The 25,157-nt window shown below is 62.4% G+C and carries 20 protein-coding genes and 1 tRNA gene; 13 read left to right on the forward strand and 8 right to left on the reverse strand.

Translation table 11 applies throughout. The features are described from left to right. Window positions 1–3 precede the first annotated feature (3 nt). The 6 genes from HJY11_RS08710 (at window position 4) to HJY11_RS08735 (ending at window position 4,809) form a co-directional block, all read left to right on the forward strand. A complete protein-coding gene (locus HJY11_RS08710) occupies window positions 4–1,038 on the forward strand; it encodes a M42 family metallopeptidase (protein WP_208075579.1) in 1,035 nt (344 codons plus the stop codon). After that, window positions 1,032–2,042: a M42 family metallopeptidase gene (locus HJY11_RS08715; RefSeq protein WP_208075580.1), complete on the forward strand. Its 1,011-nt coding sequence runs from the start codon at window positions 1,032–1,034 to the stop codon at window positions 2,040–2,042. Before HJY11_RS08710 ends, HJY11_RS08715 begins: the two co-directional genes overlap by 7 nt. Further along, window positions 2,029–2,736: a GNAT family N-acetyltransferase gene (locus HJY11_RS08720; protein WP_208075581.1), complete on the forward strand. Its 708-nt coding sequence runs from the start codon at window positions 2,029–2,031 to the stop codon at window positions 2,734–2,736. Before HJY11_RS08715 ends, HJY11_RS08720 begins: the two co-directional genes overlap by 14 nt. Continuing rightward, window positions 2,733–3,998: an aminotransferase class I/II-fold pyridoxal phosphate-dependent enzyme gene (locus HJY11_RS08725; protein ID WP_368041565.1), complete on the forward strand. Its 1,266-nt coding sequence runs from the start codon at window positions 2,733–2,735 to the stop codon at window positions 3,996–3,998. Before HJY11_RS08720 ends, HJY11_RS08725 begins: the two co-directional genes overlap by 4 nt. 119 nt (window positions 3,999–4,117) lie before the next feature. Then, window positions 4,118–4,204 (forward strand) — tRNA-Leu (locus tag HJY11_RS08730). A gap of 428 nt (window positions 4,205–4,632) precedes the next feature. After that, window positions 4,633–4,809, forward strand: coding sequence for a hypothetical protein (locus tag HJY11_RS08735; protein ID WP_208075583.1), 177 nt, complete (start codon window positions 4,633–4,635; stop codon window positions 4,807–4,809). 440 nt (window positions 4,810–5,249) lie between these two features. Here HJY11_RS08735 and HJY11_RS08740 read toward each other — a convergent pair whose 3' ends face one another. Continuing rightward, window positions 5,250–8,726 carry a tetratricopeptide repeat protein gene (locus HJY11_RS08740; RefSeq protein ID WP_208075584.1) on the reverse strand — a complete coding sequence of 1,159 codons (3,477 nt, stop codon included), beginning with the start codon at window positions 8,724–8,726 and terminating at the stop codon, window positions 5,250–5,252. 155 nt (window positions 8,727–8,881) lie between these two features. Further along, the gene (locus HJY11_RS08745; protein ID WP_208075585.1) at window positions 8,882–9,721 is read right to left on the reverse strand and encodes a LicD family protein; all 840 of its coding nucleotides are present in this window, start codon (window positions 9,719–9,721) and stop codon (window positions 8,882–8,884) included. Window positions 9,722–10,054: 333 nt separating this feature from the next. Between HJY11_RS08745 and HJY11_RS08750 the strand changes: the two genes are divergently transcribed. After that, window positions 10,055–11,191: a hypothetical protein gene (locus HJY11_RS08750; protein ID WP_208075586.1), complete on the forward strand. Its 1,137-nt coding sequence runs from the start codon at window positions 10,055–10,057 to the stop codon at window positions 11,189–11,191. 69 nt (window positions 11,192–11,260) lie between these two features. On the opposite strand, the gene gluQRS is transcribed toward HJY11_RS08750, so the two are convergent. Continuing rightward, window positions 11,261–12,238 carry a tRNA glutamyl-Q(34) synthetase GluQRS gene (gene gluQRS / locus HJY11_RS08755; RefSeq protein WP_208075587.1) on the reverse strand — a complete coding sequence of 326 codons (978 nt, stop codon included), beginning with the start codon at window positions 12,236–12,238 and terminating at the stop codon, window positions 11,261–11,263. Window positions 12,239–12,325: 87 nt separating this feature from the next. Beyond that, the gene (locus HJY11_RS08760) at window positions 12,326–13,282 is read right to left on the reverse strand and encodes an L-lactate dehydrogenase (RefSeq protein WP_208075588.1); all 957 of its coding nucleotides are present in this window, start codon (window positions 13,280–13,282) and stop codon (window positions 12,326–12,328) included. Between the two features lie 250 nt (window positions 13,283–13,532). Between HJY11_RS08760 and HJY11_RS08765 the strand changes: the two genes are divergently transcribed. The 6 genes from HJY11_RS08765 to HJY11_RS08790 all read left to right on the forward strand — a co-directional run bounded on the left by HJY11_RS08765 (window position 13,533) and on the right by HJY11_RS08790 (window position 20,748). After that, window positions 13,533–15,620 (forward strand): elongation factor G, encoded by a 2,088-nt coding sequence (locus tag HJY11_RS08765; RefSeq protein WP_208075589.1) that lies wholly within the window; start codon window positions 13,533–13,535, stop codon window positions 15,618–15,620. A gap of 285 nt (window positions 15,621–15,905) precedes the next feature. Further along, window positions 15,906–16,892: a nucleoside hydrolase gene (locus HJY11_RS08770; protein WP_208075590.1), complete on the forward strand. Its 987-nt coding sequence runs from the start codon at window positions 15,906–15,908 to the stop codon at window positions 16,890–16,892. A 67-nt stretch (window positions 16,893–16,959) separates the two neighbouring features. Continuing rightward, window positions 16,960–17,949, forward strand: coding sequence for a nucleoside hydrolase (locus tag HJY11_RS08775; RefSeq protein WP_208075591.1), 990 nt, complete (start codon window positions 16,960–16,962; stop codon window positions 17,947–17,949). 208 nt (window positions 17,950–18,157) lie between these two features. Then, a complete protein-coding gene (locus tag HJY11_RS08780; RefSeq protein ID WP_208075592.1) occupies window positions 18,158–18,877 on the forward strand; it encodes a Crp/Fnr family transcriptional regulator in 720 nt (239 codons plus the stop codon). Between the two features lie 157 nt (window positions 18,878–19,034). Further along, window positions 19,035–19,520, forward strand: coding sequence for a DUF4830 domain-containing protein (locus HJY11_RS08785; protein WP_208075593.1), 486 nt, complete (start codon window positions 19,035–19,037; stop codon window positions 19,518–19,520). A 382-nt stretch (window positions 19,521–19,902) separates the two neighbouring features. Next, window positions 19,903–20,748, forward strand: coding sequence for a YitT family protein (locus HJY11_RS08790; RefSeq protein ID WP_208075594.1), 846 nt, complete (start codon window positions 19,903–19,905; stop codon window positions 20,746–20,748). A 67-nt stretch (window positions 20,749–20,815) separates the two neighbouring features. On the opposite strand, the gene HJY11_RS08795 is transcribed toward HJY11_RS08790, so the two are convergent. The 4 genes from HJY11_RS08795 to rbsD form a co-directional block, all read right to left on the reverse strand. Beyond that, entirely contained in the window at window positions 20,816–22,534 is a 1,719-nt protein-coding gene (locus tag HJY11_RS08795) for an ABC transporter ATP-binding protein (protein WP_208075595.1), read from the reverse strand. Window positions 22,535–22,731: 197 nt separating this feature from the next. Further along, complete coding sequence (locus HJY11_RS08800) at window positions 22,732–23,865, reverse strand: DUF4179 domain-containing protein (RefSeq protein ID WP_208075596.1); 1,134 nt, start codon at window positions 23,863–23,865, stop codon at window positions 22,732–22,734. Further along, the gene (locus tag HJY11_RS08805) at window positions 23,852–24,412 is read right to left on the reverse strand and encodes an RNA polymerase sigma factor (RefSeq protein WP_208075597.1); all 561 of its coding nucleotides are present in this window, start codon (window positions 24,410–24,412) and stop codon (window positions 23,852–23,854) included. The genes HJY11_RS08800 and HJY11_RS08805 overlap by 14 nt, the downstream gene beginning before the upstream one ends. 144 nt (window positions 24,413–24,556) lie before the next feature. Further along, entirely contained in the window at window positions 24,557–24,952 is a 396-nt protein-coding gene (gene rbsD, locus HJY11_RS08810) for a D-ribose pyranase (RefSeq protein WP_208075598.1), read from the reverse strand. Window positions 24,953–25,157: the final 205 nt, after the last annotated feature.

Here is a 25,157-nt window from a genome sequence, read left to right on the forward strand (position 1 = left end):
AAGATGGAGACATTTGAACTGCTGAAAGCCCTCTGTGACGCCGACGGCCCCGCCGGGGACGAGGGGCGGGCCGCCGACTGGGCGGCCCGCTGGCTGGCCGGCTGCTGCGGCCCGGTGGAGCGCACCCCCCTGGGCAGCGTTTGCTGCACCGTCGTTCCCCCCCAGGAGGGCCGGCCCCACCTGCTGCTGGACGCCCATCTCGACGAGGTGGGTTTCCTCGTCACCCACATCGACGAGGAGGGCTTTGTCAAGATCGCGCCGGTGGGGGGGATCGACCACCGGCTCCTCCTCTCGGCGCGGCTGTGCATCCTGGGAGGGGAGGAGGTGCCGGCGGTGGTCAGCTGCCTGGCGCCCCACCTCTCCGCGATGGAGGGATTTAAAAAAGCCCCCCCTCTGGACAAGCTCTACCTGGACACCGGTTTCGGGAGGGAGGAGCTGGAGCGGCTGGTGGCCCCCGGCGACCGGGTCTGCTACCGGGCCCCCCTGCGGCGGCTGCTGGGCAGCCGGGTCACCGGCAAGGCGCTGGACGACCGGGCCGGCTGTGCCGCCGTCTGCCTGGCGGCCAAGGCGATCAAGGAGTCGGGCTTTGACGGCTGCGGGGTCACCGCCCTCCTCTCCACCCGGGAGGAGGTAGGCGGCCAGGGGGCGGCCACGGCGGCCTTTCTCGCCGCCCCCACCCACTGCGTGGCGGTGGATGTGTCCTTCGCCCTCTCCCCCGGCTGTGATGCCGCCGACTGCGGCGAACTGGGGGCGGGGCCGATGATCGGTTACGCCCCCACCCTGGACCGGGGGATGTACCAGGCCCTTTGCCGCACGGCGGCGGGGGCGGGCATCCCCTTCCAGCGGGAGATCATGGCCGGGCGCACCGGCACCAATGCCGATGGGGTGGCGGTGGCCGGAGGCGGGGTGCGCTGCGTCACCCTCTCCATCCCCCAGCGGTACATGCACACCCCGGCCGAGGTCTGCGACCTGACAGACATCGAGAACACCGCCGCCCTGTTGGCGGCCTATGTGAAAGGGGGCGAGTGGTCGTGCTGAACACCCTCAAACAGCTCTGCGCCCTGGACGGCGCGTCCGGCAGCGAAGAGCAGGTGCGCTATTTCGTCACCGACCGCCTAAGCGAGATGGGACTTCCCTATCAGGTGGACGCCTTGGGCAGTGTGATCGTCGAGAAGAAGGGGGCCCGCACCCCCGCCCAAAAGCGGATGGTCTGCGCCCACATGGACGAGGTGGCGCTGATTGTCACCGGTATCGACGAGGGAGGCTATCTCCGCTTTGACTGCGTCGGTGGGATCGACGAGAAGGTATTGCCCGGCAAGGCGGTGCGGGTGAACGGCCTCGCCGGGGTCATCGGCGCGGTGCCCATCCACCTGCAAAAGGCAGAGGAGCGGGAGGGGGAGATCCCTCTGCGCCAGCTGCGCATCGACATCGGCGCCGCCAGCCGCGAGGAGGCGATCTCGCGGGTGCAGCTGGGGGACATCGCCTATTTCGACGTCCCCTTCACCCCCCTGGGAGAGGGGCGGATCGCCGCCAAGGCCATTGATGACCGGGCGGGGGTCGCCATCCTGCTGGCGCTCCTCAAACAGCCCCTTGAAAACGACTGCACCTTTGTCTTTACCACCCAGGAGGAGGTGGGCTGCCGGGGCGCCCAGGCGGCGGCCTACACCGTGGCCCCCGACCTGGCCTTGGTGCTGGAGGCCACCACCGCTGCCGACAACCTGGGCCTGCCCGAGGGGCAGCGGGTCTGCGCCCTGGGCGGGGGCGCGGTGGTCGGCCCCATGGACCGGGGGACCATCTACGACCGGGAACTCCTGCAACTGGCCCGCCGGATCGCAGAGGAGCGCAAAATCCCGATCCAGCAAAAGCAGGGGGTGTTCGGCGGCAACGACGCCGGGCAGGTTCACCGCAGCCGGGGCGGGGTCAAGACCCTGGCCATCTCGGTTCCCTGCCGCAACCTGCACACCGCCAGCTGTGTGGCCAGCGCCGCCGACATCCATGCCGTCTACGAACTGGCCAAGGGGCTCATCGATGCCGTCGATTGACCCCTTGGCCCCCGGCGGCACCCTCCCCTTGGAGGGGCGGGAGGGCGCGCTGACCGCCGTCAAGCTGGCCGCCCTCTACCGGGTGTGGGAGCCGGCGCTGGGGGCGCGATTTTACTGTTTTTCGGGCGGGGGAGCCCTCTGTACCCTGGGGGAACAGGCGACGGTCTGTCTGGCGGACGCCGGGCAGTGGCCCCAGGCGGAGGAGTTCCTCCGCTTTTGCGGGGTGCGCCGCTACCTGGTCAACCTGCCCGTCGGGGGGGAGGAGCGGCGGGTGCTCGCCTGCCGCTGCCCACCGGGGCCGCCCTCTGCCCTCGAAGGCCCGCCCTTGGCCGAGGTGGCCGCCCTGCTGGCCCGGTGGGACACGGCCTTCGGCGGCTCTGTTTTCTACGGCGAGCTGTCTCACCGGCTGCGCCACGGGGCGGCCCTGCTGGCGGGGGCACGGGCGGACGGGGCGCTGCGGGCCACCGCCGGGGTCTACGCCCTGGACCCCGGTTCCCGCCAGGGGGTGATCGAACAGGTCTACACCCAGCTGCAGTACCGGGGGCGGGGGCTGGCCGCCCGGGCGCTGGCCGACTTGCGGGCCGCGCTGCCCGGCTACCGGCTGCTCCTCTGCTGCGCGCCGGAGCGGGCGTCGTTTTACCAATTCCAGGGCTTCGCGCCCTGTCAAAGCACATGGGAGGGAATCATACAGTGACAGCATTTTTTCATTTTTCCGAGCGGGTCGAAGCCCTTGCAGCGGCTGCCGAAAAGCGGTGCCAGGGAGCCTTTGAACGCATTGAGGAGATACAGGCCTACAACCAACAAAAAATTCTCTACGCCTTTCAGGCCCAGCGCATCGGCGGCTCCCACCTGACCGACACCACCGGCTACGGCTATGACGACCGGGGGCGGGACGCCCTGGACCAGGTCTTTGCCACCGCCGTGGGGGCCGAGGACGCCCTCTTTCGCGCCGGCTTTGCCTCGGGCACCCACGCCATCACCGTCGCCCTCTTTGGGGTGCTGCGCCCCGGCGACGTGATGCTCTCGGTCTCCGGCAAGCCCTACGACACCCTGGAGGAGGTCATCGGCCTGCGGGGGAAGGGCAACGGCTCCCTGAAGGACTTCGGGGTGGAGTACCGCCAGCTGGAGCTGCGGGAGGACGGCCGCTTTGACCTGCCCGCCATCGCTGCGGCCTGCAAGGGGGTCAAGCTCTGCTACATACAGCGCTCCCGCGGGTACAGCCTGCGCCCCTCCTTTACGGTGGAGGAGATCGGAGAGGTTTGCCGCACCGTCAAGGCGGCCAACCCCGACTGCATCGTCATGGTGGACAACTGCTATGGTGAGTTCTCCCAGAAGGTCGAGCCGGTGCAGGTGGGGGCCGACATCATGATGGGCTCCCTCATCAAAAACGCCGGCGGGGGGATCGCCCAGTCGGGCGGCTACATCGCCGGCCGCCGCGACCTGGTGGAGCTCTGCGCCTACCGGCTCACCTCCCCGGGGACAGGGCGGGAACTGGGCTGCTCCCTGGGGCAGAATCGCGCCCTCTACATGGGGCTGTTTCACGCCCCCACCGTCACCGGCGAGGCCATGAAGGTCTCCTGCTTTGCCAACGCCCTCTTCGAGGAGCTGGGCTACCAGGTCTACCCGGCGGTAGACGATACCCGGGCCGACATCATCTCGGCCATCTGCCTGCGGGACAAAGAGCGTCTCTGTGCCTTCTGCCGGGGCATTCAGGCCGGGGCGCCGGTGGACTCCTTTGTCACCCCCGAACCCTGCCCCATGCCCGGATATGAGGATGAGGTGATCATGGCGGCAGGGACCTTCACCATGGGCTCCTCCATTGAACTGTCGGCAGACGCCCCCATCCGCGAGCCCTTTGCCGTCTGGTTTCAGGGCGGGCTCAACTACGCCACCGGGAAGATCGGCATCCTCAAGGCGGCGGAAGAGGTGTTAAAGGCCGATGGGCAAACCGCCTAAGGTTGCAGCCAATGTGGAGAGGGCTTTGGGCAGAATCTGAAAACGCAGAAATTTCCTAGAAAAATTGCAAAAACCCCTTGCCAAAGCCGAGCGAGCGCGCTATAATAACAAACGTACTCGCGGATGTGGCGGAATTGGCAGACGCGCTAGATTCAGGTTCTAGTGGTAGCAATACTGTATGGGTTCAAGTCCCTTCATCCGCACCAAAAGAGAAGCCCCAGAAATCGCATTGTTTAGCGGTTTCCGGGGCTTTTCCTTTTTGTGTATAATTGACATTTGTTGTTTGATTAGTTCACGCTTGAACTTGACGATATTCTGACGACTTTTAGACGGGGTTTTCGATTGCCGCGGCCGCCGCCGGCGAAAAGATAATCGTCACCGACCATCTGGCTGCGCAGTCAACCGTGCGAGGCGTTTCGGCTGATGAGATTGTAGACGTCTTGACAAGCCCGCTCAAGGCATGTACAGTCAGGATGAATGAGTTCGGGAGAAAAAGCCGCCAATTGATTGGGAAGACGGTCACGGTGACGATTAAGCCGGAAACCGGGCCTCTTATTATCGCGTGGAAAACGAGCCACAAAAAGGAGAGCCAGGAATGAAGCTGTATAGTGTGTTAGACTGTGAGGAAAGGAAAATGGTTGGCCGGTGCTGGGGGCCCATTGAGGAGGGGCGAGAGTACACCGACGACGACCTATTGGAAATCGTGGACGCGCTGGGGGACTATTTCCAGGCCCACGGAATTGAGAACGACGAGGAAAACGCCATCGGGACAGTCTGCGTCAATGCCCTGAACGCCCTAGCAGAACCGTGAGAAAACAAATGGTTTACCCGTATACCGTCTCCACATTGAGCGGGCGACCGGCACCACCCGGCGGAGCGGCAAGGAGGGGCAGGGAATCCAATGTTTAAGCGTCAAGTCCACTCGTCAGATCATAGCAGGCCCAAGTATATAGGTTCGGCGAAGATGGGATGGAGCCATATCCTGTGCACGAATATACCTGGGGAGAAGATGGGGTCTTGGAAGAGCGAGCAATAAGGCCTCTTACAGATGAAGCGAAAATAGAGAAGGCAGACTTGCTGGAAGGTGGGAAGGCCGTCGGGGAATATGCGAATAGCGCCAAGGAAGCAGGCTAAAAAAGCTTTGCGCCCTACAGACTAGGCAATTGGCAGACTGTTGGATGTGCGGAATCTGTAGTGCACAAAAAGGAGGGAGCTAAATGTTAGCTCCCTCCTTTTTAGGAGTTGACTTGTTCAGTTTTTCCCCTTGCGCCGGAAAAATCCGCCCAATTTCTTGGCCAAGGAGCCGCCGGCTCCCTTCTTCAGTTCTTCCGCCGCCCGGCGGCTGCCGCTGTCGGCGGCCTTTTGCAACCAGTACTGGGCCCACTGTTGGCTGTCCGGCGAAGACACCTCGTCCCGATACCACAGCCCCAGCCAGAGCATGGCCTCCTCGTCGCCGTCCTCCGCCGCCCGGGTGTAGAGTTCGGCGGCCTTCTGCCGGTCCACCGGCACCCCAATGCCCTGGGTGTAGCAGCGGGCCAGGTCGGTCACTGCGGGGGAGAAGCCCATCTCCATTGAGCGGGTGTAGCAGGCCACCGCCTGCGCAGGGTCGCGCTCGACCCCCAGCCCGTCGCGGTAGCAGTCTCCCAGCAAGTCGATGGCGCGGGAACTGCCGTTGTCGGCGGCCTTTTGCAGCCAGGGGATGGCCTGGGCGGGATCCCTGGCCACCCCGATGCCCCGCAGATAGCAGTAGCCCAGGTTGCACTGGGCAGCCACGCTTCCCAGGTCGGCGGCCTGGCGGTAGTACTCCGCCGCTTTGGCCTTGTCCATCTGGACGCCCCGCCCGTTTTCATAGCAGAGCCCCAGGTCGCAGACGGCGGTGGGGTACCCCTGATCGGCAGCCTGGCGGTAGAGTTCTACCGCCCTGCTCTTGTCCACGGCGACGCCGTCCCCGTTGAGGTAGCAGTCCCCCAGCAGGTCGAGGGCGCGGGGGTAGCCGTGTTCAGCCGCCCGCTCCAGCCAGGCGATGGCCTGGACGGCATCCACCTCGCAGCCGATGCCTCGCAGGTAGCAAAAGCCAGCATTGGTCTGGGCGGCCAGGTTGCCCAGCTCCCCGCTCTGCAAGTAGAGTTGTAGGGCCCGGGCCTTGTCCATCTCCACCCCGGTGCCGTTTTCGTAGCACAGCCCCAGGTCGCACAGGGCCACCGAGTAGTTTTGCTCCGCCGCCTGGCGGTAGTAGTCGGCGCCCCGCTTCTCGTCCTTCTCCACCCCGTCGCCGTAGAGGTAGCAGTCCCCCAACAGGTCGAGGGCGCGGGGGTGGCCCTGCTCGGCGGCCCGCTCCAGCCAGGGAATGGCCTGGGCGGCGTCCACCTCGCAGCCGATGCCCCGCAGGTAGCAGTAGCCCAGGTTGCACTGGGCGGCGGCGTTGCCGAGCTCGGCCGAGCGGGTGTAGTATTCCACCGCCTTGGCCTTGTCCTCCTCAACTCCGTCCCCCATCTCATAGCACAGCCCCAGATCGCAGAGGGCGGGGGCGTAGTTCATCTCCACGGCCTGGGCATAGTGGCGCGCCGCTTGGGCGGCGTCCTGTGCCACCCCTCTGCCGTCGCGGTAGCAGCCGGCCAACAGGGCGATGGCCCGGGGATAGCCGTCCTGGGCCGCCTTCTCCAACCACTCGACGGCCTTCTGGGCATCCGCCTCGCAGCCGATGCCCTCCAGATAGCAGTAGCCCAGATTGCACTGGGCGGGCACATAGCCCCGCTCGGCGGCCTGCAGGTAGTAGGAGAGCGCCTGGGCCTTGTCCATCTCCACTCCGTCGCCGTTTTCATAGCACAGCCCCAGGTCGCACAGGGCGGTCAGGTAGCCCAAATCGGCGGCCTTGCGGTAGCAGGCCACCCCCTGCACCGGGTCTTTTTCCACCCCGTCGCCGTAGAGGTAGCAGTCCCCCAGCAAATCGAGGGCGCGGGGGTACTCCTGCTCGGCGGCCTTTTGCAACCAGGGAACGGCCTTGGCGGCGTCCGCTTCGCAGCCGATGCCCCGCAGATAGCAGTAGCCCAGGTTGCACTGGGCGGGGGCGTGCCCCAGCTCGCCCGCCTGGGTGTAGAGCTCGACGGCCCGGGCCTGGTCCTGCTCGACCCCTTCGCCCATCTCGTAGCAGAGCCCCAGGTCGCAGAGGGAGGGAGGATATTCCAGCGCGCTGGCCTTTTCAAAGTAGCCGGCGGCCCGCACCAAGTCCTGTTCGACGCCGTTTCCGTCCCGATAGCAGCTTCCCAGAAGCCCCAGGGCGCGGGGGTGCTCCTGCTCGGCGGCCTTTTCCAGCCAGGGAATAGCGGACTGGGGATCTGCCTCGCAGCCCACCCCCACCAGGTAGCAGAAGGCCAGGTTGCACTGGGCAGGGGCGTACCCCTGTTTAGCAGCCTTTAGGTATTCGGCCACGGCGGCTTCGGCGTCCTTCTCCGTCCCCAGGCCCAGCTCCAGGCAGAGCCCCAGGTTGTGGTGGGCGGGGGGGTGTCCCTGCTGGGCGGCCTGTCGGTAGCACGCCACCGCCTGGACCTTGTCCTCTTCCATCCCAATGCCGTGGAAGTGGCAGTCCCCCAAGATGTTTAGCGCCCGGGGGAAGTCCTGATCAGCGGCCTTTTGCAGCCAATGCACTGCGGCGGCCTCGTCCTTTTCCACCCCGATCTCGTTGAGGTAGCAGACAGCCAGGTTGCACTGGGCAGGGGCGTAGTCCTGGTCTGCGGCCCGCCGGTAGAGCTGGGCGGCGTGGACTTTGTCCATCTCCACCCCGGTGCCGAACTCGTAGCAGAGCCCCAGGTCGCAGATGGCGGGGGCGTAGTCCTGGTTGGCCGCCATCTGGTAGAGGCGCACGGCCTGCTCCTCGTCCTTTTCCACCTGCCCGCCGGCCTCGTAAAAGCCGCCCAGGATACTCTGGGCGCGGGGGTTTTCCTGGGCCACGGCCCGCTCCAGCCACTCCATCCCCAGGGTGTCGTCCTTTTCCCCCCCGATGCCGTTGAAGTAGCAGACGGCCAGATTGCACTGGGCGGGGGCGTAGTCCTGGTCGGCCGCCATCTGGTAGAGGCGCACGGCCTGTTCCTCGTCCTTTTCCACATGGGCCCCGTTTTCAAAAAAACTGCCCAGGATGGTCTGGGCGCGGGGGTGGTTTTGGGAGACCGATTTCTCCAGCCATTCCATCCCCAGGGCGTCGTCCTTCTCCACCCCGATGCCGTTGAAGTAGCAGACAGCCAGGTTGCACTGGGCAGGGGCGTAGTCCTGCTCGGCGGCCTGTCGATACCACTCGGCCGCGGCTTTGGGGTCGCGCTCGGTGCCGTCGGCGTTTTCGTAGCAGAGCCCCAACTCGCACTGGGCCGAACAGCTGTCCTGTTCGGCGGCCTGGGTGAGGAGTTCCAGCCCTTTTTTCTCGTCCTTCTCCACGCCGCGGCCCTCGAAGTAGCAGCGGGCCAGGGCCTCAATGGCCCGCAGGTCCCCCACCTCGGCGGCCTGGCTGAACCAGTAAACCGCCTTTTCAAAGTCGGCCTCCACCCCGTCGCCGCTGGCGTAGTGCTCCCCCAGGTCGTATTGGACCGAGGTGTCGCCCAGTTCTGCCTGCTCGAGCAGGGACTGAAAGTCCTCTTTGGACTGTTTCAGCTCCTTGGCTGCCCGCAGCAGGTTCTGGGTGTCCACCAAGACGATGTTCTGGTCCTCAAACAGGTTGTCCCCGTTCTGTGTTGCCTCCATCTCTACCCATCCTCCTCTTCTCGTGCGTTCGACAAACTTCTATTAAAAAATAGTACCAGCCGGGGCTGGCAAAGTCAATGCAATTGCAGTGATAAAGAGGGTATAAACAAAAAAGCAGAGCTTGCTCATTTAGAGTAAGCATCTGCTTGATTTTGCTATTTGGCCCAGAATTCTCGATACGGTTTGTGAAAGTCAAGCACGACATTCGCCCGCTCGCAGTGGTTTGCCCGATCGGTAAGGGGGGGAGGGCTCATGTACTCCCCATAAACTGCCTTGAGGTATTCGTCGTACCCGATAGGGGCAGGAAAGGACATCCCCTCAAAAGGTAGTTGCACTGTCTCTCGAAAAATTTCTCCGGAAAGAACAGTGGGCGGTTGCCCATCGCTGTAATCGGCAAAGTATGCCTTTGATTTCCCCTGGCGCGCAATTAGTTTTGAGAGTATTTTCTGTGAGTAGTAGCGGTTTGTCCAATCAGGCAGGAGGGCGTGAACCATCTTTTTGCATTTTCCCACCAGGCTAGACTCCCTCTTGATGGTATGTACGTGAAGGTATTTCTCGCTGAGCAGTTGGTAGCGCTTCATCAGTTGGTTGTAGGCGGGCCACTGTGTCTGGTCGTCGGGCAGAGAAAACAAGGGAAAAATATCGATGCAGATACCGTTGTCTGCGGGCAAATCGAGAAACTCTCGCTCGTTGCAGGTTGTTCCCTTTAACCCAATGCGATGCCAGAAGATGTAGTTGTATTTGTTTTGGGTGCGGCTGAGATAGTAAAATTCCTCTCCCAAATCCCGCTTGCAGGCCTTTTCAAAGCGGAACATGTCCTCAATGCTCATGCAGACGTCTATGTCATCGTCCCAGGGGATGAACCCTTGGTGGCGCACAGCCCCCAACAATGACCCCCAGGCCAGATAGTAAGTGATGCTGTTCTTTTTGCAGATGTGATCCAGCTCCTTTAGAATTTGCAACTGGGTCAACTGCAATGCGCGAAATGTTTCCATACAATCCCCCGACGGTTTAAGTAAACCAATCCATTCTGTAAAAAACGATGGGTGCTGGCGATTTTAGCACCTCAGTTTTCTGTATTTCCCCCTGCAAGAAAAGGTTTAGGTTTTCATTCAGAGAGCAACTCAGCTTTCTTTGAGTATAACAAGAGTTTAGAGACGAGACAAGGCGGGTGGCTAAATTTGTCGAATGGGAAATGGTTTTCGGCCGGTCCTTTGCGCCTGCGGAGGCCACAGGGCAGAAAGCGGCAATCCTCTTTCTATTTCCCTTCCTTTGCAGTATAATAGAGGTACTTTTAAAAAATCGTCTCGACAAAGAGGAGGAGCACTGTGAAGAAAAATCGCTGGGCCGGCGCACTGCTGGCCCTCTGTCTGCTACTGGGTACCTTGCTGACCGGCTGCGGCAGGGACAAGGAGTACCAGTACAACTTCGACAACGGCTGCATCAAGGCCCAGTACGACGAGAGCTACTGGGAGTACCTGGACGCCGGCAAGAGCGGGGACTACTACGAGCTGCTGTTTTACGAAAAGGGGCTGGACGAGGAGGAGACCTATGAGGAGGGCAACCTGGTCGTTGTCCGCTACGGCGACCGCCGATCCATCGACGAGGAGGAGTATGTCGACGAAGCCAAGGGGGACGAGAGGGACGACGGCTATACCGTCAGCCGGGAGAGCCACCGCAGCGGCAGCGTGAACGGCAGCTCCACCAGCACCTACAAGTACCGTTTGGACGGCAGCGTCGAGCGCACCATCATCTTCCACAGCGATGAGGAGGGCGAACTCATCATCGACGTCTGGATGGGCGCTCCCGACCGCGCGGTGGGGGACAAGGACCTGGTCAACAGCATCCGCAGATACGGCCCCCTGTCCGACTACGAGTGGAGCTTTGACGGCCAGACCGACCCCGGCGGGAGCTCCTCTTCCGGGAGCAGCGGCAGCCAGCCCTCCGGTTCGGAGAGCGGCGCCCCCAAACCGGCGGAGGGATTTACCTATCTCTCGCAAATCACCCTGCAGACCGAGGGCAAGTCTCTGGGCGTCTACTGCCTCGAGGATGAGGACATCTACCTCAACGGCGACTACGCCTCCACCACTGCCTCCGGCATCGAACTCACCACCTTCCTGTTCACCAGCAGCGGCGCGGGGGCAGACACCCCCAAAGAGCAGGTGCGCACGGATGTAGAGGGAACTCTGGCGGTCAAAGGCTCGCTGGATTTTTACAGTGATGTCGCCGCCGAAGAGCTGCTCACCGGCGACGGTTGGGCCCTGCAGCAGGTCAACTTCAACTACATCGGCTACGACGGGGAGAAGTACCCGGGCTTTGTCATCCACAAGGTGGACCAGGTGGACGCAAACACCTTTTTGAGCATTGAGGTGGAAGTCAACGGCTACGACGCAGATAACACCACTCGTCCCGCTTTTGAGGAGGTCTGTAAGGCCTTTGGCATCCAGTTCGATTTTGGCGACTAGGCGGATCGATTTGTAAAATTGACCGCAGATAAGCGGATAAAAAGAGAGGCCAAACGGCCTCTCTTTTTATCATACATTTCTTTGCCCCAAGAGCGTCCACAGCGACGCGGGCAGCGGCAGGTCCCCTCTGGGGATCTTCGCCCAGGAAAAGAGGGGGATGAGTTCCTGCGCCCGCACCGGCTCCGGCCGTTCCAGCAGCCCGCAGAGCCATCCCAACAGCCCCAACAGCGGTTCGGGGCCCGGCAGCCGTCGGCGGATGGCCCCCAGGTCCAGGTCTCCGTCCCGCTTGGAGAGCCGCCGCCCGTCCGGCGCGGTGAGCAGGGGAATGTGGGCGAAGGTGGGCGCGGGCAACCCCAACAGCCGGTAGAGGTAGAGCTGCCGCGGGGTGGAGGAGAGCAGGTCCGCCCCCCGCACCACCTGGGTCACCCCCATGGCCGCGTCGTCCACCACCACCGCCAGCTGGTAGGCAAACACCCCGTCGGAACGGCAGACCAGAAAGTCGCCGCACTCCCGCTGCAGATTTTCCGAGTAGGGGCCCAGGTGTTTATCGACAAAGGAAACCGTCTCGTCCGACACCCGCAGCCGCAGGGCAGGGGGGCGCTCCCGCCGCCGCTGGGCGACCTCTTGGGCGCTCAAATCCCGGCAGGCGCCGGAATAGAGGACCCGCCCGTCCGAGAGGTGGGGCGCCTGGGCCGCATGGAGCTGGGCGCGGCTGCAAAAGCAGGGGTAGACAAGCCCCTGCTCCTCCAACCTGGCCAGGGCCGCCCGGTAGAGGGCGGTGCGCTCGCTCTGATAGTAGGGCCCGTCCGAGCCTCCGGAGGACCCTCCCTCATCCCAGGAAAGGCCCAGCCAGCGCAGGTCGTCCTCCAGCAAGTCGGCGTATGCCCGGGGGCTGCGCATGGCGTCCAGGTCTTCGATGCGCAGCACCACCCGTCCCCCCTCGGCCCTGGCCGAAAGCCAGGCCAGCAGGGCGCACAGCAGGTTGCCCAGGTGCATCCGCCCGCTGGGGGTGGGGGCAAACCGCCCCTTGACCGCCCCTCTCTCCATCTGTCATCCCCCTTTTGCTCTGCGCGTCTCTGGGGCTATTGTACCACCGCTTGGGACCGCTGAAAAGGGGGGCTTGCCGCGGGGCAATCAGGCCTCCACCTGGCCGAGGGTGGCCTTGAGATGGGCGGCGCACCGTTCCAGCTGGTCCTGTTCTTCCGGCTGCAAGGGCACCTCGATGACCTGCTCCACCCCGTTTTTGCCCAGGATGCTGGGCAGGCTCAAGGCCACCCCCGAGAGGCCGCAGGCCCCGTTTTGCACGGTGGAGAGGGGGAGGATGCAGCGCTCGTCCAGCAGGATCCCCTTGACCACCCGGGCCACACTGGCGGCGATGCCGGCACTGGTGTAGCCCTTGCGGGTGATGATCTCAAACCCGGCCGCCTTGGTCTTTTCCAGCAGCTCTTCCCGGTTGAGGGGGGCGGGGAGGTCAAAGGCAGTGTGCAGCTTGTCCACCGGTACCCCGGCCACATCCACCAGCCCCCAGGGGACAAAGGCCCCGCCGCCGTGTTCCCCCAGCACATAGCCGTGCACGTTCTTGCCGTCCACGTGACAGCTGGCGGCGATCATCTGCCGCAGGCGGGCGGTGTCCAGCAGGGTGCCGGTGCCGATCACCCGTTCCCGCGGGTAGTCAAACTCGGCCTGGGCGCAGAAGGTGACGATGTCTACCGGGTTGGTGACGGCAATGAGGATGGCCTCGCGGGTGTAGCGGGTGATCTGGGCCATCACCTGGCGGGTGATCTGGGTGTTCTGCCCGGCCAGTTTCAGCCGGTCGGGGGTCTCGCCGGGCTTGATGCTGGGCCCGGCGGTCATCACCACGATGCCCGCGTCGGCGCAGTCGGCGTAGTCGCCCGCGCGGACCTGGGCTCTGGCGGAGTAGGCGAAGGCGGTGGTGTGGCTGGCGTCCAGGGCTTCGCCCGCGGCGCGGTCCCGATTTTGGTCGATGAGAACGATCTCCGAGAGCAGGTTGTCGCCCAGCAGGGCGCCCAGCACGGCGGCCCCCACCATTCCGGCCCCGACGATGATGGCCTTGTTTGGGTTTTTTTCCACTGTGTTTTCCTCCTATTTTTTGCTAAACTCCTGTCGGGGCGGGAAGGCGTGGCACTCCACCGCCGGCGCGCCCAGGGGATTTTGTGACATCCTACAATCCGGCGCGCCATATTTGTGACAGGATATGAATAGTTATTTTCCCCAAAGGGTGGTAGTATATACTAAAATATGACTGGAATACGCTCTGCGATTCAGTAACATTCACAACATGGCCGGGGCTCCCGGCCAACGACTTGGAGGGAAGACAACCATGAAAAACTATCGACCGGAGCAGATCAAAAACGTCGCTGTACTGGGCCACGGCAATGCGGGCAAGACCACCCTGGTGGAGGCTTTGCTGTGGAAGGCCGGCGCCAGCGACCGGCTGGGCCGGGTGGACGACGGCACCTCCTTAAGCGACTATTCCGACGAGGAGCAAAGCCGCAAGACCTCGGTCTTTTCATCGGTTTTGCCCTTCTCCTGCGCCGTGGGGGAGGAGGAGTACAAGTTCAACCTCATCGACGCCCCGGGCCTCTTTGACTACGAGATGGGCCAGTACGAGGCGCTGATGGCCTGTGAGAGCGTCCTCATCGCCGTGTCCGGCAAATCCGGTGTCTCGGTGGGCACCGAGAAGGCCTACAAGATGGCGGTGAAAAACCAGAAATCCAGCATCTTCTTTGTCTCCAAGATGGACCGCCCCCACGCCGATTTCTACAAGGTGCTCGAGGAGCTCAAGACCCACTTCGGCCCATCGGTCTGCCCGGTGGTGGTCCCCTACAAGGACGGCGAGAAAAACGGCTACATCGACCTGATCTCCGGTCAGGCCTACCAGTACGACGACAAGGGCGTCCCCTCCAAGGTGCCCATGCCCGACCTGGAACACCGGATCGACGGCCTGCGGGAGGCCATGAGCGAGGCGGTGGCCGAGGCTGACGAGGAGCTGTTTGAGAAGTTCTTCTCCGGCGAGGAGTTCACCGAAAAGGAGCTGATTCGCGGCATCAAAAAGGGAGTTAAGTCCGGCAGCATCACCCCGGTGGTCTGCGGTAGCGCCCTGATGATGGAGGGGATCGACCTGACCCTCGGGATGATGGCCGAACTGCTCCCCACCGCGGCCGACGCGGCCCCCACCGCGGCCGAGACCGAGGCGGGGGAACTGGCCGAACTGCCCTGCGACCCCGCCGGCGATCTGGCAGCTCTGGTCTTTAAAACGGTCAACGACCCCTTTGTTGGGCGGCTCTCCTTTGTCAAGGTGTTCAGCGGCACCCTGCTGCCCGAGACAAAGCTCTACAACGCCACCCAGCAGAAGGCGGAGAAGATGGGCAAGATGGTGTCCCTCTTCGGCAAAAAGCAGAGCGAGATCAAGGCCATTGCCGCCGGGGACATCGGCGCGGTGACCAAGCTTTCAGGGGTGCTCACCGGCGACACCCTCTGCGCCGAGGGCAAGGTCTACAAACTCGACCGGCCCGCCTTCCCCGAACCCACCCTCTCAATGGCGGTACACCCCCTCGACAAGGGGGATGAGTCGAAGATCGGCCAGGGCATCCTCCGCCTCTGCGAGGAGGATCCGACCCTCCACTTTGCCACCAACCGGGAGACCAAGGAGCAGGTGCTCACCGGCCTGGGCGAACAGCACCTGGACGTGGTGATTGCCCGCCTGAAGGCCCGCTACGGGGTGGATGCCAAGCTGGAGGTGCCGATGGTCGCCTACCGCGAGCGGATCAACAAAAAGGTCAAGGTAGAGGGCAAATACAAAAAGCAGACCGGCGGCCACGGCCAGTACGGCCACGTCTGGGTCGAGTTTGAGCCCTGCGACAGCGAAGAGCTGGTCTTTGAGGAGAACGTCTTTGGCGGCGCAGTGCCCAGAAACTACTTCCCCGCCGTGGAAAAGGGGTTGCAGGAGGCCGTTCGCCACGGCGTCATCGCCGGCTACCCGGTGGTGGGCCTCAAGGCCACCCTTCTCGACGGTTCCTACCACCCGGTGGACTCCTCTGAGCTGGCCTTTAAGACCGCCGCCTCCCTGGCCTACAAAGAGGGGATGAAGCAGGGCGCGCCCTCCCTGCTGGAGCCCATCGGCACCCTCAAGGCATACCTGCCCGAGAGTTATACCGGCGACATCATGGGTGAGATCAACAAGCGGCGCGGCCGGGTACTGGGCATGAACCCGGCGGAGGACGGCCTGCAGGAGATCGTGGCCGACGTGCCCATGGCCCAGATGGCCGACTTCTCCACCGTCATGCGCTCCATGACCCAGGGCCGGGGCAGCTTTACCTATGCCTTTGCCCGCTATGAGCCCCTTCCCCCCCAGCTGGAGGAGAAGGTGGTGGAAGAGGCCAAAAAGTTCTTCCAAAAGGGAGAGTAGCCGCGTATATGGCCTCGGCTTAGACCGTTTTAAGAGAGAGCAGCCCAGCTGTGCCGGGCTGCTCTCTCTTCACATTGCAATCAATCTGCAAAAACAGGCAGATGTCGCCAGCTGCGGGGGAAGGGGGCGCGCTGTATTCAGGAGAGCCGAAGTCGCCATCGGGGCCGTCCCCCTCCTTTCGCCGGTTGCGGGCGGGCCGGACGGATGTCCTTGTAAATGGCCGGTTTCACGCTATACTAAGAGGCAAGAGACACCCCCACGCCAACACGAGAAGGAGGGATTCCCGTGGACAAAAGGAAGGTTATTCTCGACGTAGACACCGGGTCCGACGACGCCATCGCCCTCATCTGCGCCATGGCCAACCCCGCGTTTGAGGTGTTGGGCATCACCACCGTCAACGGCAACCGGGCGGTTCCCATCACCACCGAGAACACCCTGCGCATCAGCGAACTGATGGGAGGCAAGGTGCCGGTCTACCGGGGCTGCGCCCTGCCCTGGGTCAGTGTGATGATGGGGCTGCGCCCCTACATCCCCCAGTACGAGCCAGCCGACCCGGCCTATGCCGGCATTCACCGCACCTATATCGAGCAGTGTCCCCCCGCCACCATCCACGAGGAGGAGACTCCGGCGGTGGTTTGGCTGATTCAGACCCTGATGGCCGCCGAGGATGGGGAGATCACCCTTATCCCCTTGGGGCCGATGACCAACATCGCTTACGCCCTGCGCATCGAGCCCCGCATCGCCCCCAAGATTAAGGAGATCGTCTACATGGGCGGCGGCTACAAAATCGGCAACGAGACGGCTGCCGCCGAGTTCAACGTCTGGGTCGACCCCGAGTCGCTGCAGGCGGTGCTGGACGAAAATATCCCCTTCACCTTCATCCCCCTGGACGCCACCCACCAGGCCTACCTCACCGAGGAGGACGCCCAGCGGCTGCGGCGCATCGGCACCCGTCCCGCCCAGGTGGCGGCCGACCTGGTGAGCCAGCGCATCCGCGGGTACAGCACCTGGCAGAAGGTGGCCGAGGAGCCGGCTGCCCCCATCCACGACCCCCTCTGTATCGCCTACCTGGTGGACCCCGCCGTCATCACCGAGCTGATCCCCGCCCACTGCGAGGTGGACTGCGGCCGGGGCGCGGCTTATGGGCAGACCATCTTCGACATCAAAAATGGGCGGATGGGGGCCAAAGCGCCCAACTGCAAGGTGGCCCTGGGGGCCGACCGCGTCCGCTTTGCACAAATTTTGGAAGAACTGTTGGAGCACACCCGCTGAACTCCCGCGCGGATCTGTTGGCCGCGCAGAAAGAATAGAAATCAAAACAAAAAAGGAGAGATGAACTGTGGAAAAGAGAAAGGTCATTATGGATGTAGACACCGGCTCGGACGACGCCATCGCCCTGGTGGTGGCCATGGCCAACCCCGCGTTTGAGGTGCTGGGCATCACCACCGTCAACGGCAACCGGGCGGTTCCCATCACCACCGAAAACAGCCTGCGCATCAGCGAGCTGATGGGGGGCAAGGTGCCGGTCTTCCAGGGCTGCGCCCTGCCCTGGACTTCCTGCATGCTGGGGCTGCGCAAGAACTACCCCCAGTACAAGGCGCCGGAAGAGGCCCTCTACAAGAACATCCACGGCACCTACATCGACCAGTGCCCCCCCGCCACCATCAAGGCCCAGCCCCAGAACGCCGTCAGCTGGTTGGTGGACACCCTGATGGCCGCTGAGGATGGAGAGATCACCCTGATCCCCCTCGGCCCCCTGACCAACATCGCCCACGCCGTGCGCATCGAGCCCCGCATCATCCCCAAAATTAAGGAGATCGTCTACATGGGTGGCGGTTTCCGGGTGGGCAACAAGTCGGCCCTGGCCGAGTTCAACGTCTGGCTTGACCCCGAGGCCGCCCAGGCGGTGGTCGATGCGAACATTCCCTTCACCTTCGTCACCCTGGACGCCACCCACCAAGCCTACCTGAACATGGAGGACGTGGCCCGCATCCGCGCCATCGGCACCAAGCCGGCCGAGGTGGTGGCCTCCCTCTGCGAGCAGCGCATCAAGGGGTACAGCACCTGGCAGAAGGTGGCCGAGGAGCCGGCAGCCCCCATCCACGACCCCCTCTGTGTGGCCTACCTGGTGGATCCCACCGTCATCACCGAGCTGGTGGACGCCCCCTGCGAGGTGGACTGTGGCCGCGGCAGCGCCTACGGCGTGACCATGTTCGACATCAAAAACGGCCGGATGGAGGCCAAGGAACCCAACTGCAAGGTGGCCCTGTCCGCCGACCGGCAGAAGTATGTAGACATCCTCTGCCAGCTGTTGGAATACACCAAGTAGTTAGAGCGACCTGCGAGAAAAGGGCCGCCCCGCCTGCCGCTGGGGCGGCCCTTTTGCGTCCCCTTCCAAAAAGGCAGGGGCGAATTTGTGAAAAATCACCCTCTCCCAGGGCCGGTTCCCCCCTTTTTTTGAAAAACCGTTTTTGCTATACTTGTTGTAAACGCTGATACACAGCGCCGGCAGGGCCGGCAGAGAGAGGGGGTTCCCGTTGGACAGCAGAGAATTGGAGAGGCTTTTGGCCACCTGTCCCCAATCGGTGAAAAATCGGATGGAGCGCTGCCACTACGCCCAGGGAGAGTACATCATTCGCGCGGGCGAGACGGCCCGCTGGGTCTACCTTTTGGCCAAGGGGCGCATACGGGTGTTTTACTACACCGGGGGCGGCGACCTGGTCATCAACTACCTGGGGCACAAAAACCGCACCATCTTCGGCGAGTCCGAGGTGCTGCAGGAACTGCCCACCATCTTTTACAATGTTCAGGCCGAGACCGACTGCGATACCCTGCGCCTCTCGAAGGACGACTTCTGGTACTGGTTGGAGAGAGACCACGCCTTTTGCATCTATCTCATCCGCTGGCAAAACCGCCGCAGCAGCGACGCCTCCCGCTTCGGGGTGATGGCGGCCCTGCTCCCCCTGCGGGTGCGCACTGCCGTCCTCATTCAGGAAAATCTGGCCCACGACGGCCGGGTGAAGATCGACAAGACCACCCTGGCAGGGCTGCTGGCCACCAGCATGCGCAGCACCAACCGCATCGTCAAGACTCTGCGGGAAGAGGGGGTTTTGGCAGTGGACGGCGAGAACCTGCGGGTCCTGGATCCGGAGGCGCTGCAGGCCATTGTCGACATCCGGGCCGACTTTGAACCCGATCAGGATTACACCGTCGGCCCCGATCCCGACGGGCTGGACGATGAGGGCCTGTCATATTGAAAGAAGGAGCCGAGCGCGGGAGAGAGAATTCCTCCTCCGCGCTCCTTTTTTCTCCCACACCGCCCTCTCTGCGCTTTCCCTTGCCCGGCATACCCTCCGGGTGGCGCGCATACACTTGATAACAGAAATGAGACAGTGGGGAAGGCGGGGAACAGCGATGTTCGTTTGTATGGTTAAGGCCAAAAAGCTGGCGCTGGGGGCGGGCTGTTTTGCCCTGGCCCTGCTCTGTACAGCGGGGGCGTTTCGCTACGCCGCGGACCGCAGGGAGTTGGGGGAGGCCAGGGAGACCGCCACCCAGCAGGTGGGCTATTCCCTGGACGGCAAAACCGCCGAAAAGCGGCTGCAGTTTTTGGAGAGCGTGGGATTGCAGGTGGAACCGGAGCCCCTGGAGGTGGTGGAGGTAAAGGTGCCCTCCACCTTTGACGACACCTACACCGCCTACAACGAACTGCAAAAGCAGGCGGGGTTTGACCTGAAAAAATACGCGGGCAAGACCCTCAAGCGCTACCGCTATCAAAAGACGGCCGAGAAGGGGGTCCCGGCTGAGTATGTCCACCTCCTCCTCTATAAAAATACCATCGTCGGGGGCGACGTGACCCCCGCCGAGGCGGGAAGCGCCAGCGCCCCCCTGGTACAGAAATAGCGGGCGTGCAGGTGGGGCGTGGGGCCGGCGGGTCGCCGCCCCCTGCTGCAAACGGGTGAGACAGCCGAAAAAGGCGGCTGTCCCGCCCGTTTTTTGCGCCCTTACGGCGAAAAACAAAAAAATTTTTAGAGAGGAGAAATGCAGTCCCAAAAAACAAATTGCCCAAAATGGAGTGTATTTTTTTGGCAAAAAGAGAGAATGGGGAGGGCGGTGCAGGATGCAGGAAATCGGCTTTCAGCCGTCGTTCCCCCGGGGAATAAAAAGGGCCCAAATGGCTTTGGGGCAGGGAAGAGGGCGGTTGCAAAAGGATTTGATTGTGGTATACTGATACCGCAAATTCGGGGTCGCGGCAGCGACGGATCCGCAGCGGGGGGCAATTTTCATGAAGAAAAAAGCGACCGATTTTTTGTTGATGACCTTTGGCACCGTCCTAGTTTCGGTGGGGACCTATTTCTTTAAATTTCCCAACCACTTCTCCTTTGGCGGGGTCAGCGGCCTCTCGGTGGTGCTGGGGCAGGTGTTCCCCTTCCTCAGTCCCGGCGCCTGGAACACCATCTTCAATCTCCTCTTTCTGGTACTGGGCTTTGTCTTTCTCGACCGGGGGTTTGGCTTCAAGACCGTCTACTGCAGCCTGCTCTTTGCCGGACTCACCCAGGGGCTCGAGTACATCTTCCCCCTGGCCGGCCCCCTGACGGACCAGAAGATGCTTGAGCTCATCTTTGCCGCGGCCCTGCCGGCGGTGGGATCGGCCATCCTCTTCAACATCGACGCCAGCTCGGGGGGCACCGACATTCTGGCTATGATCCTGCGCAAGTTCACCCGGCTAAACATCGGCAAAGCCCTCCTTCTCAGCGACGCGGTCATCGCCCTCTCGGCCCTCTTTGTCTTTGACATTCAGACCGGGCTCTACTCCATCGTGGGCCTTGTGATGAAATCCTTCCTGGTGGACATGGTGATTGAGAACATCAACATGAAAAAGAGCTTCACCATCGTCACCACCCACCCGGAGGAGGTCTGTGAATTCATCAACAAAAACCTCCACCGGGGGGCCACTATCTGGCAGGCCAAAGGGGCCTTTACCGACAAGCCCCACTGGGTCATCCTCTCGGTGATGAGCCGGATGCAGGCGGCCGCCCTGCGCAGCTATGTCAAAAACGCCGACGCCCACGCCTTTATGCTCATCTCCAACGCCACCACCATCGTCGGCAAGGGCTTTCGGGAGATGTAGAGCCGTCTTTCACCAAAAAAATCCCGCCCCCCTGACAACCAGGAGGGCGGGATTTTTTTTGACAGTGCTATTCGGCGAACTGGGAGTTGTAGAGTTCGGCGTAGATGCCGCCCTGTTCCAACAGCCGGTGGTGGTCGCCCTGCTCGGCGATCCCCTCGGGGGTGAGGACCACGATCTCGTCGGCGCTTTTGATGGTGGAGAGCCGGTGGGCCACCACCAGGGTGGTCCGCCCTTGGGACAGCTCGCCCAGCGACTCCTGAATCAGGTGTTCGGTGGCGTTGTCCAGGGCAGAGGTGGCCTCGTCCAGGATGAGGATGGGCGGGTTTTTCAAAAAGACCCGGGCGATGGAAATGCGCTGTTTCTGCCCGCCCGAGAGGCGGACCCCCCGCTCCCCCACATAGGTGTCGTAGCCATCGTCCAGGGAGAGGATGAAGTCGTGCAGGTTGGCCCGCTTGGCGGCCTCCACGATCTCCTCATCGGTGGCCCCCAACTTGCCGTAGGCGATGTTGTCGCGGATGGTGCCGGTGAAGAGGAAGATGTCCTGCTGCACAATGCCGATGTGTTCGCGCAGCGAGTGGCGGGTGTACTGGCGGATGTCCCGCCCGCCGATCCGGATCGCGCCGTCGTCCAGTTCGTAAAAGCGGGGCAGCAGGTGGCAGAGGGTGGTCTTGCCGCCGCCCGAGGGGCCCACCAGGGCCAGGGTTTTGCCGCTGCCGATGTGCAGGTCGATGTCCCGCAGAATCTGGGTGTTGTTGTCGTAGGAGAAGCGCACCCCCTCAAAGGCGATGTCTCCCCGGGCCTCACTGTCGCCCATGGGGACGGCGCCGGGGTCGTCTTTCTCCTCAGGCTGATCCATGATCTCGCAAAAGCGCTTGAAGCCGGTGATCCCCTCCTGAAACTGCTCGACAAAGGCCAGCAGCCGGCGGATGGGGTTTAAAAACATCGACACGTAGAGCAGGTAGGCCACAAAGTCCCCCACGGTGATGGCCCCGGCAAAGAGGAAACAGGCCGCGGCGATCAAAACGGTGAAGTTGAGGGCGTCGGTGAAGAAGTTGGTGCTGGCCGAGAACTGGCCCATCACCTTGTAGGCGTCGGAGCGGGCCTCCACAAACTCCCCGTTGCGGTGCTCAAATTTGCGAATCTCCCCCTCCTTGTTGGTGAAGGCCTTGGCCACCCGGATGCCGGAGATGCTGTTTTCCAGCTCGGCGTTGACCTCGCCGGTCTTTTCCCGGGTGACGCGAAAGGCGTGGTTCATCCGGGTGCGGAGTTTGGCCACCAGAAAGACGCCGACGGGCAGCAGGGCAAAGACGATGAGGGTCAGGGGGACGTTGATGCCGCAGAGGATGATGAAGGAGCCCAGCAGCATGATCAGGGAGATGAACAGGTCCTCCGGCCCGTGGTGGGCCAGCTCGGTCACCTCCATCAAATCGTTGAGGATGCGGGACATGATGACGCCGGTCTTGTTCTCGTCAAAGTAAGAAAAGGGCAGTTTTTGCAGGTGGGTGAAGACATCCCTTCTCATGTGGGCCTGAATGCGAACCCCCATCACGTGGCCGTAGTACTGGATGAAGTAGTTGAGCCCGGCCTTGAGCAGGTAGATGCCCAGCAGCACCGAGGCCCAGACGATGATCAGCCGCAGGTTTTTGTTGGGCACGTAGTCCTGGATGATGCTGCGGGTGATCATGGGGTAGAAGAGGTCGCAGACCGCCACCACCAGGGCGCAGAACATGTCCGCAAAAAAGAGCTTTTTTTGCGGCTTGTAATAGCCGATGAATTTCTTTAACATCTTGGCACTCCTCTTTTTAAAATGTCAATACAAAATCCATTATAAAAGCCGGCGTTGAGAAAAGCAACCGCTCCCGCGAGAACCGGCGATATGCCCCCGGATCCCCGCTTTTTTCTGTGCCTTTTGCCGGTGTGGGAAAGACAGGAAGAGACCCGGCGCAAATTTTGCGCCGGGTCTCTCGGGGTGCCGGTGTACGGCTATTCAAAATAGTAGTAGATGGTGTAGTCCTCTGGGTTTTCTTTGGGTTCGACAACCACTTGACCTTTGGCGGTGGTCATTGTTCCGAGGGCGATGGCGCGAATTTGGCTGGTATCCACAGCCCAAAAGTTTTCCCCCTGGAAGATGAGTTCCTGATTTTTTCCACCGCTGCATCCAGTGTTTAAAATGCGTGTGGAGCCGTCCTTCAGGTAGAAAATGATCTCCGCAGTTGCACCGTTGTCAAATGATAAGCCCTCGTCGTTGAGATCGAAGCGAGCGCCCTTGTACTGGGGTGTCAGTACGATACGCGCCGTCAGAGGGGAGAGAGCGATCTCGCTGAATGTCCAGTCGCCGCCGGCAGTGATGGTTTGGTTGGGGGTATGGCGCTCGGTTTTCAAAAGTAAGCTGTAATCCACTCGAAAGGAGACTTCCCAACTGCCCGGCACCTCGGGAGTTGCCGTTCTGTCATCGATACCAGCTCTAGACAGGTCTGTAAAAGAGCTGTAAAAAAAATCGGAAAGGCGGACAGTGAGGATTTGTCCGTCGATGGATTCTTTGGGGGATGCGACAAACATGTAGTTCTGTACAGCAGCCCCTTTTTGCGTATTCCCCTGGCTCACATCTCCGGCTTCTAGCCAGCCCCCGCCGTCACAGACCCACCAGTCCGGCTCCTTTCCATCTAGAAAATACTCAATGGTGCGAAAGCCGCCCTGCCACCCTCTGCCGTCTACGCTCTCAACCTGGCAGAGTACCCTGATCTCGTTTTCGTCCCCAATCACCTGTTGGAAGGTGACGGCCACCCCGTCGTGCTCCACCCGGCAGTTCAGGTCCTTGCCGGTGTGGATCAGCCCCTCGCGGATGGTCTCGGGTGGGTTGTACTGCTCCACCAGGGGCTGGTTCCAGCGAAAGACCGCCGCCGCCAGGGCAGTTCCCGCCGCCGCCACGCAGACGGCCGCGGCGATGAGCAGAGTCCGCTTCCAGCGCTTGACAGGCGGTTTTTCCGCCTTTCTGGCCCGCTCGGCCCGCCGCCGGGCCTTGGCCCAGATGATGTCCAGAGGCGGCTCCCCTTCCTGCCGAATCGAGCGCGCCATCTCCTCTGCCGGGAGGAGGTCCATCCAATCAGACAGCTTCAATGCGGTCAATCCCCCTTTCCTCCAGCTTCTTTTGCAGGGCTTTGCGCCCCCGCAGCAGCCGGCTCTTGACGGTGTTTTCGTTGAGTCCCAGCAGGCGGGCGATCTCGCTTACCCGCTGGTAGAAATAGTAGTGGCGAACGAGAATTTCCCGGTCCAGTTCCCCCAGTTCATTCAGGGCCTCCCGCAGCAGTTGGGCCTGCTCCCTGGCCTCCAACTGGGCGGCCGGGAGGTCCAGTTCAGGGTCCTCTACCCCCTCTTCCAGGGGGAGGCCGGGGGTGAAGCGCCGCAACTTGTTCCTGGCCAGGTTGCGGGCGGTGGCGGCCAGATAGGCCTTTAGCCCTCCCGGTCGGCCGTCCAGCCGCTCGGCCACCCGCCAGAGGTTGGCAAAGGCGTCGGCCGCCACCTCCTCAATGTCCTCCTCGGCCATCCGCCCGCCCAACACCGCCTTGACGACGGTGTAGACATAGCCGCCATACTGGTAGACCACCGCCTTTAGTGCCGTGGCGTCGCCCGCTCGCAGCCGGGCGACGAGATTGCTCTCCTTCAAGATCGCTCCCTCCTCTCCAAAAGCTCTTCACCCTTCAATACACCGCTTGGCCCCATTTGGGTGCACCTCGCACCCAATGTGCAAAAAAGAAAGGGTCAAACAGCCCACTGCTGTTTGACCCCGTCTCTGGGGAAAGGCGTGTTCTCAATAGACCACTGCCGCCTGCAAGATCACGTTGGGGTAGGGGGTGAACTCCCCAGTGCGCACGGCAAACTTGATCTGCCCTGACATCTCCTTTAAGTCCACATGGTCGATCATCTCGTGGCTGGTCCCCGGCAGCTTTTCCTGAATGTAGGACCAGATCACCGGGTTGTGCTCGCCGATCTCCTTGGCCACGGTGTAGTGCTCCACCGCCACCTCGCCCATGATCGCGTCCATCACCTGGCGGAAGGTGGGCACCCCGCCGCAGACCGCCAGGTCCACCACCGGTACCCCCTTGGGGATGGGCATCCCTGCGTCGGTGATCATAAAGCACTCCTTGTGGGCCAGCCCGGCGATATACCCCGCCAGCTGGGCGTTGAGAATTCCCTTTTTCTTCATGCCATTGCACTCCTTTCAGCCCGGCGACAGGGAGATGTCCTCCCTTTTGTCGAACCGTTTTTTCACACCTTTGATTATAGCGGATTTGGCCGATTTGGCAACCGTTTTCCCCCAACAAATCCAGCGTCTGAAACCATTTTGGCGGCTTGGCCAAACCCGGCGGTCCCGGCCTGGGCAGATTGGCGTAAAAAATGAAAAAACGGCC

Origin of the sequence: Bittarella massiliensis (ex Durand et al. 2017) (assembly GCF_017566145.1) — a bacterium.
Taxonomy (GTDB): domain Bacteria; phylum Bacillota; class Clostridia; order Oscillospirales; family Ruminococcaceae; genus Bittarella; species Bittarella massiliensis_A.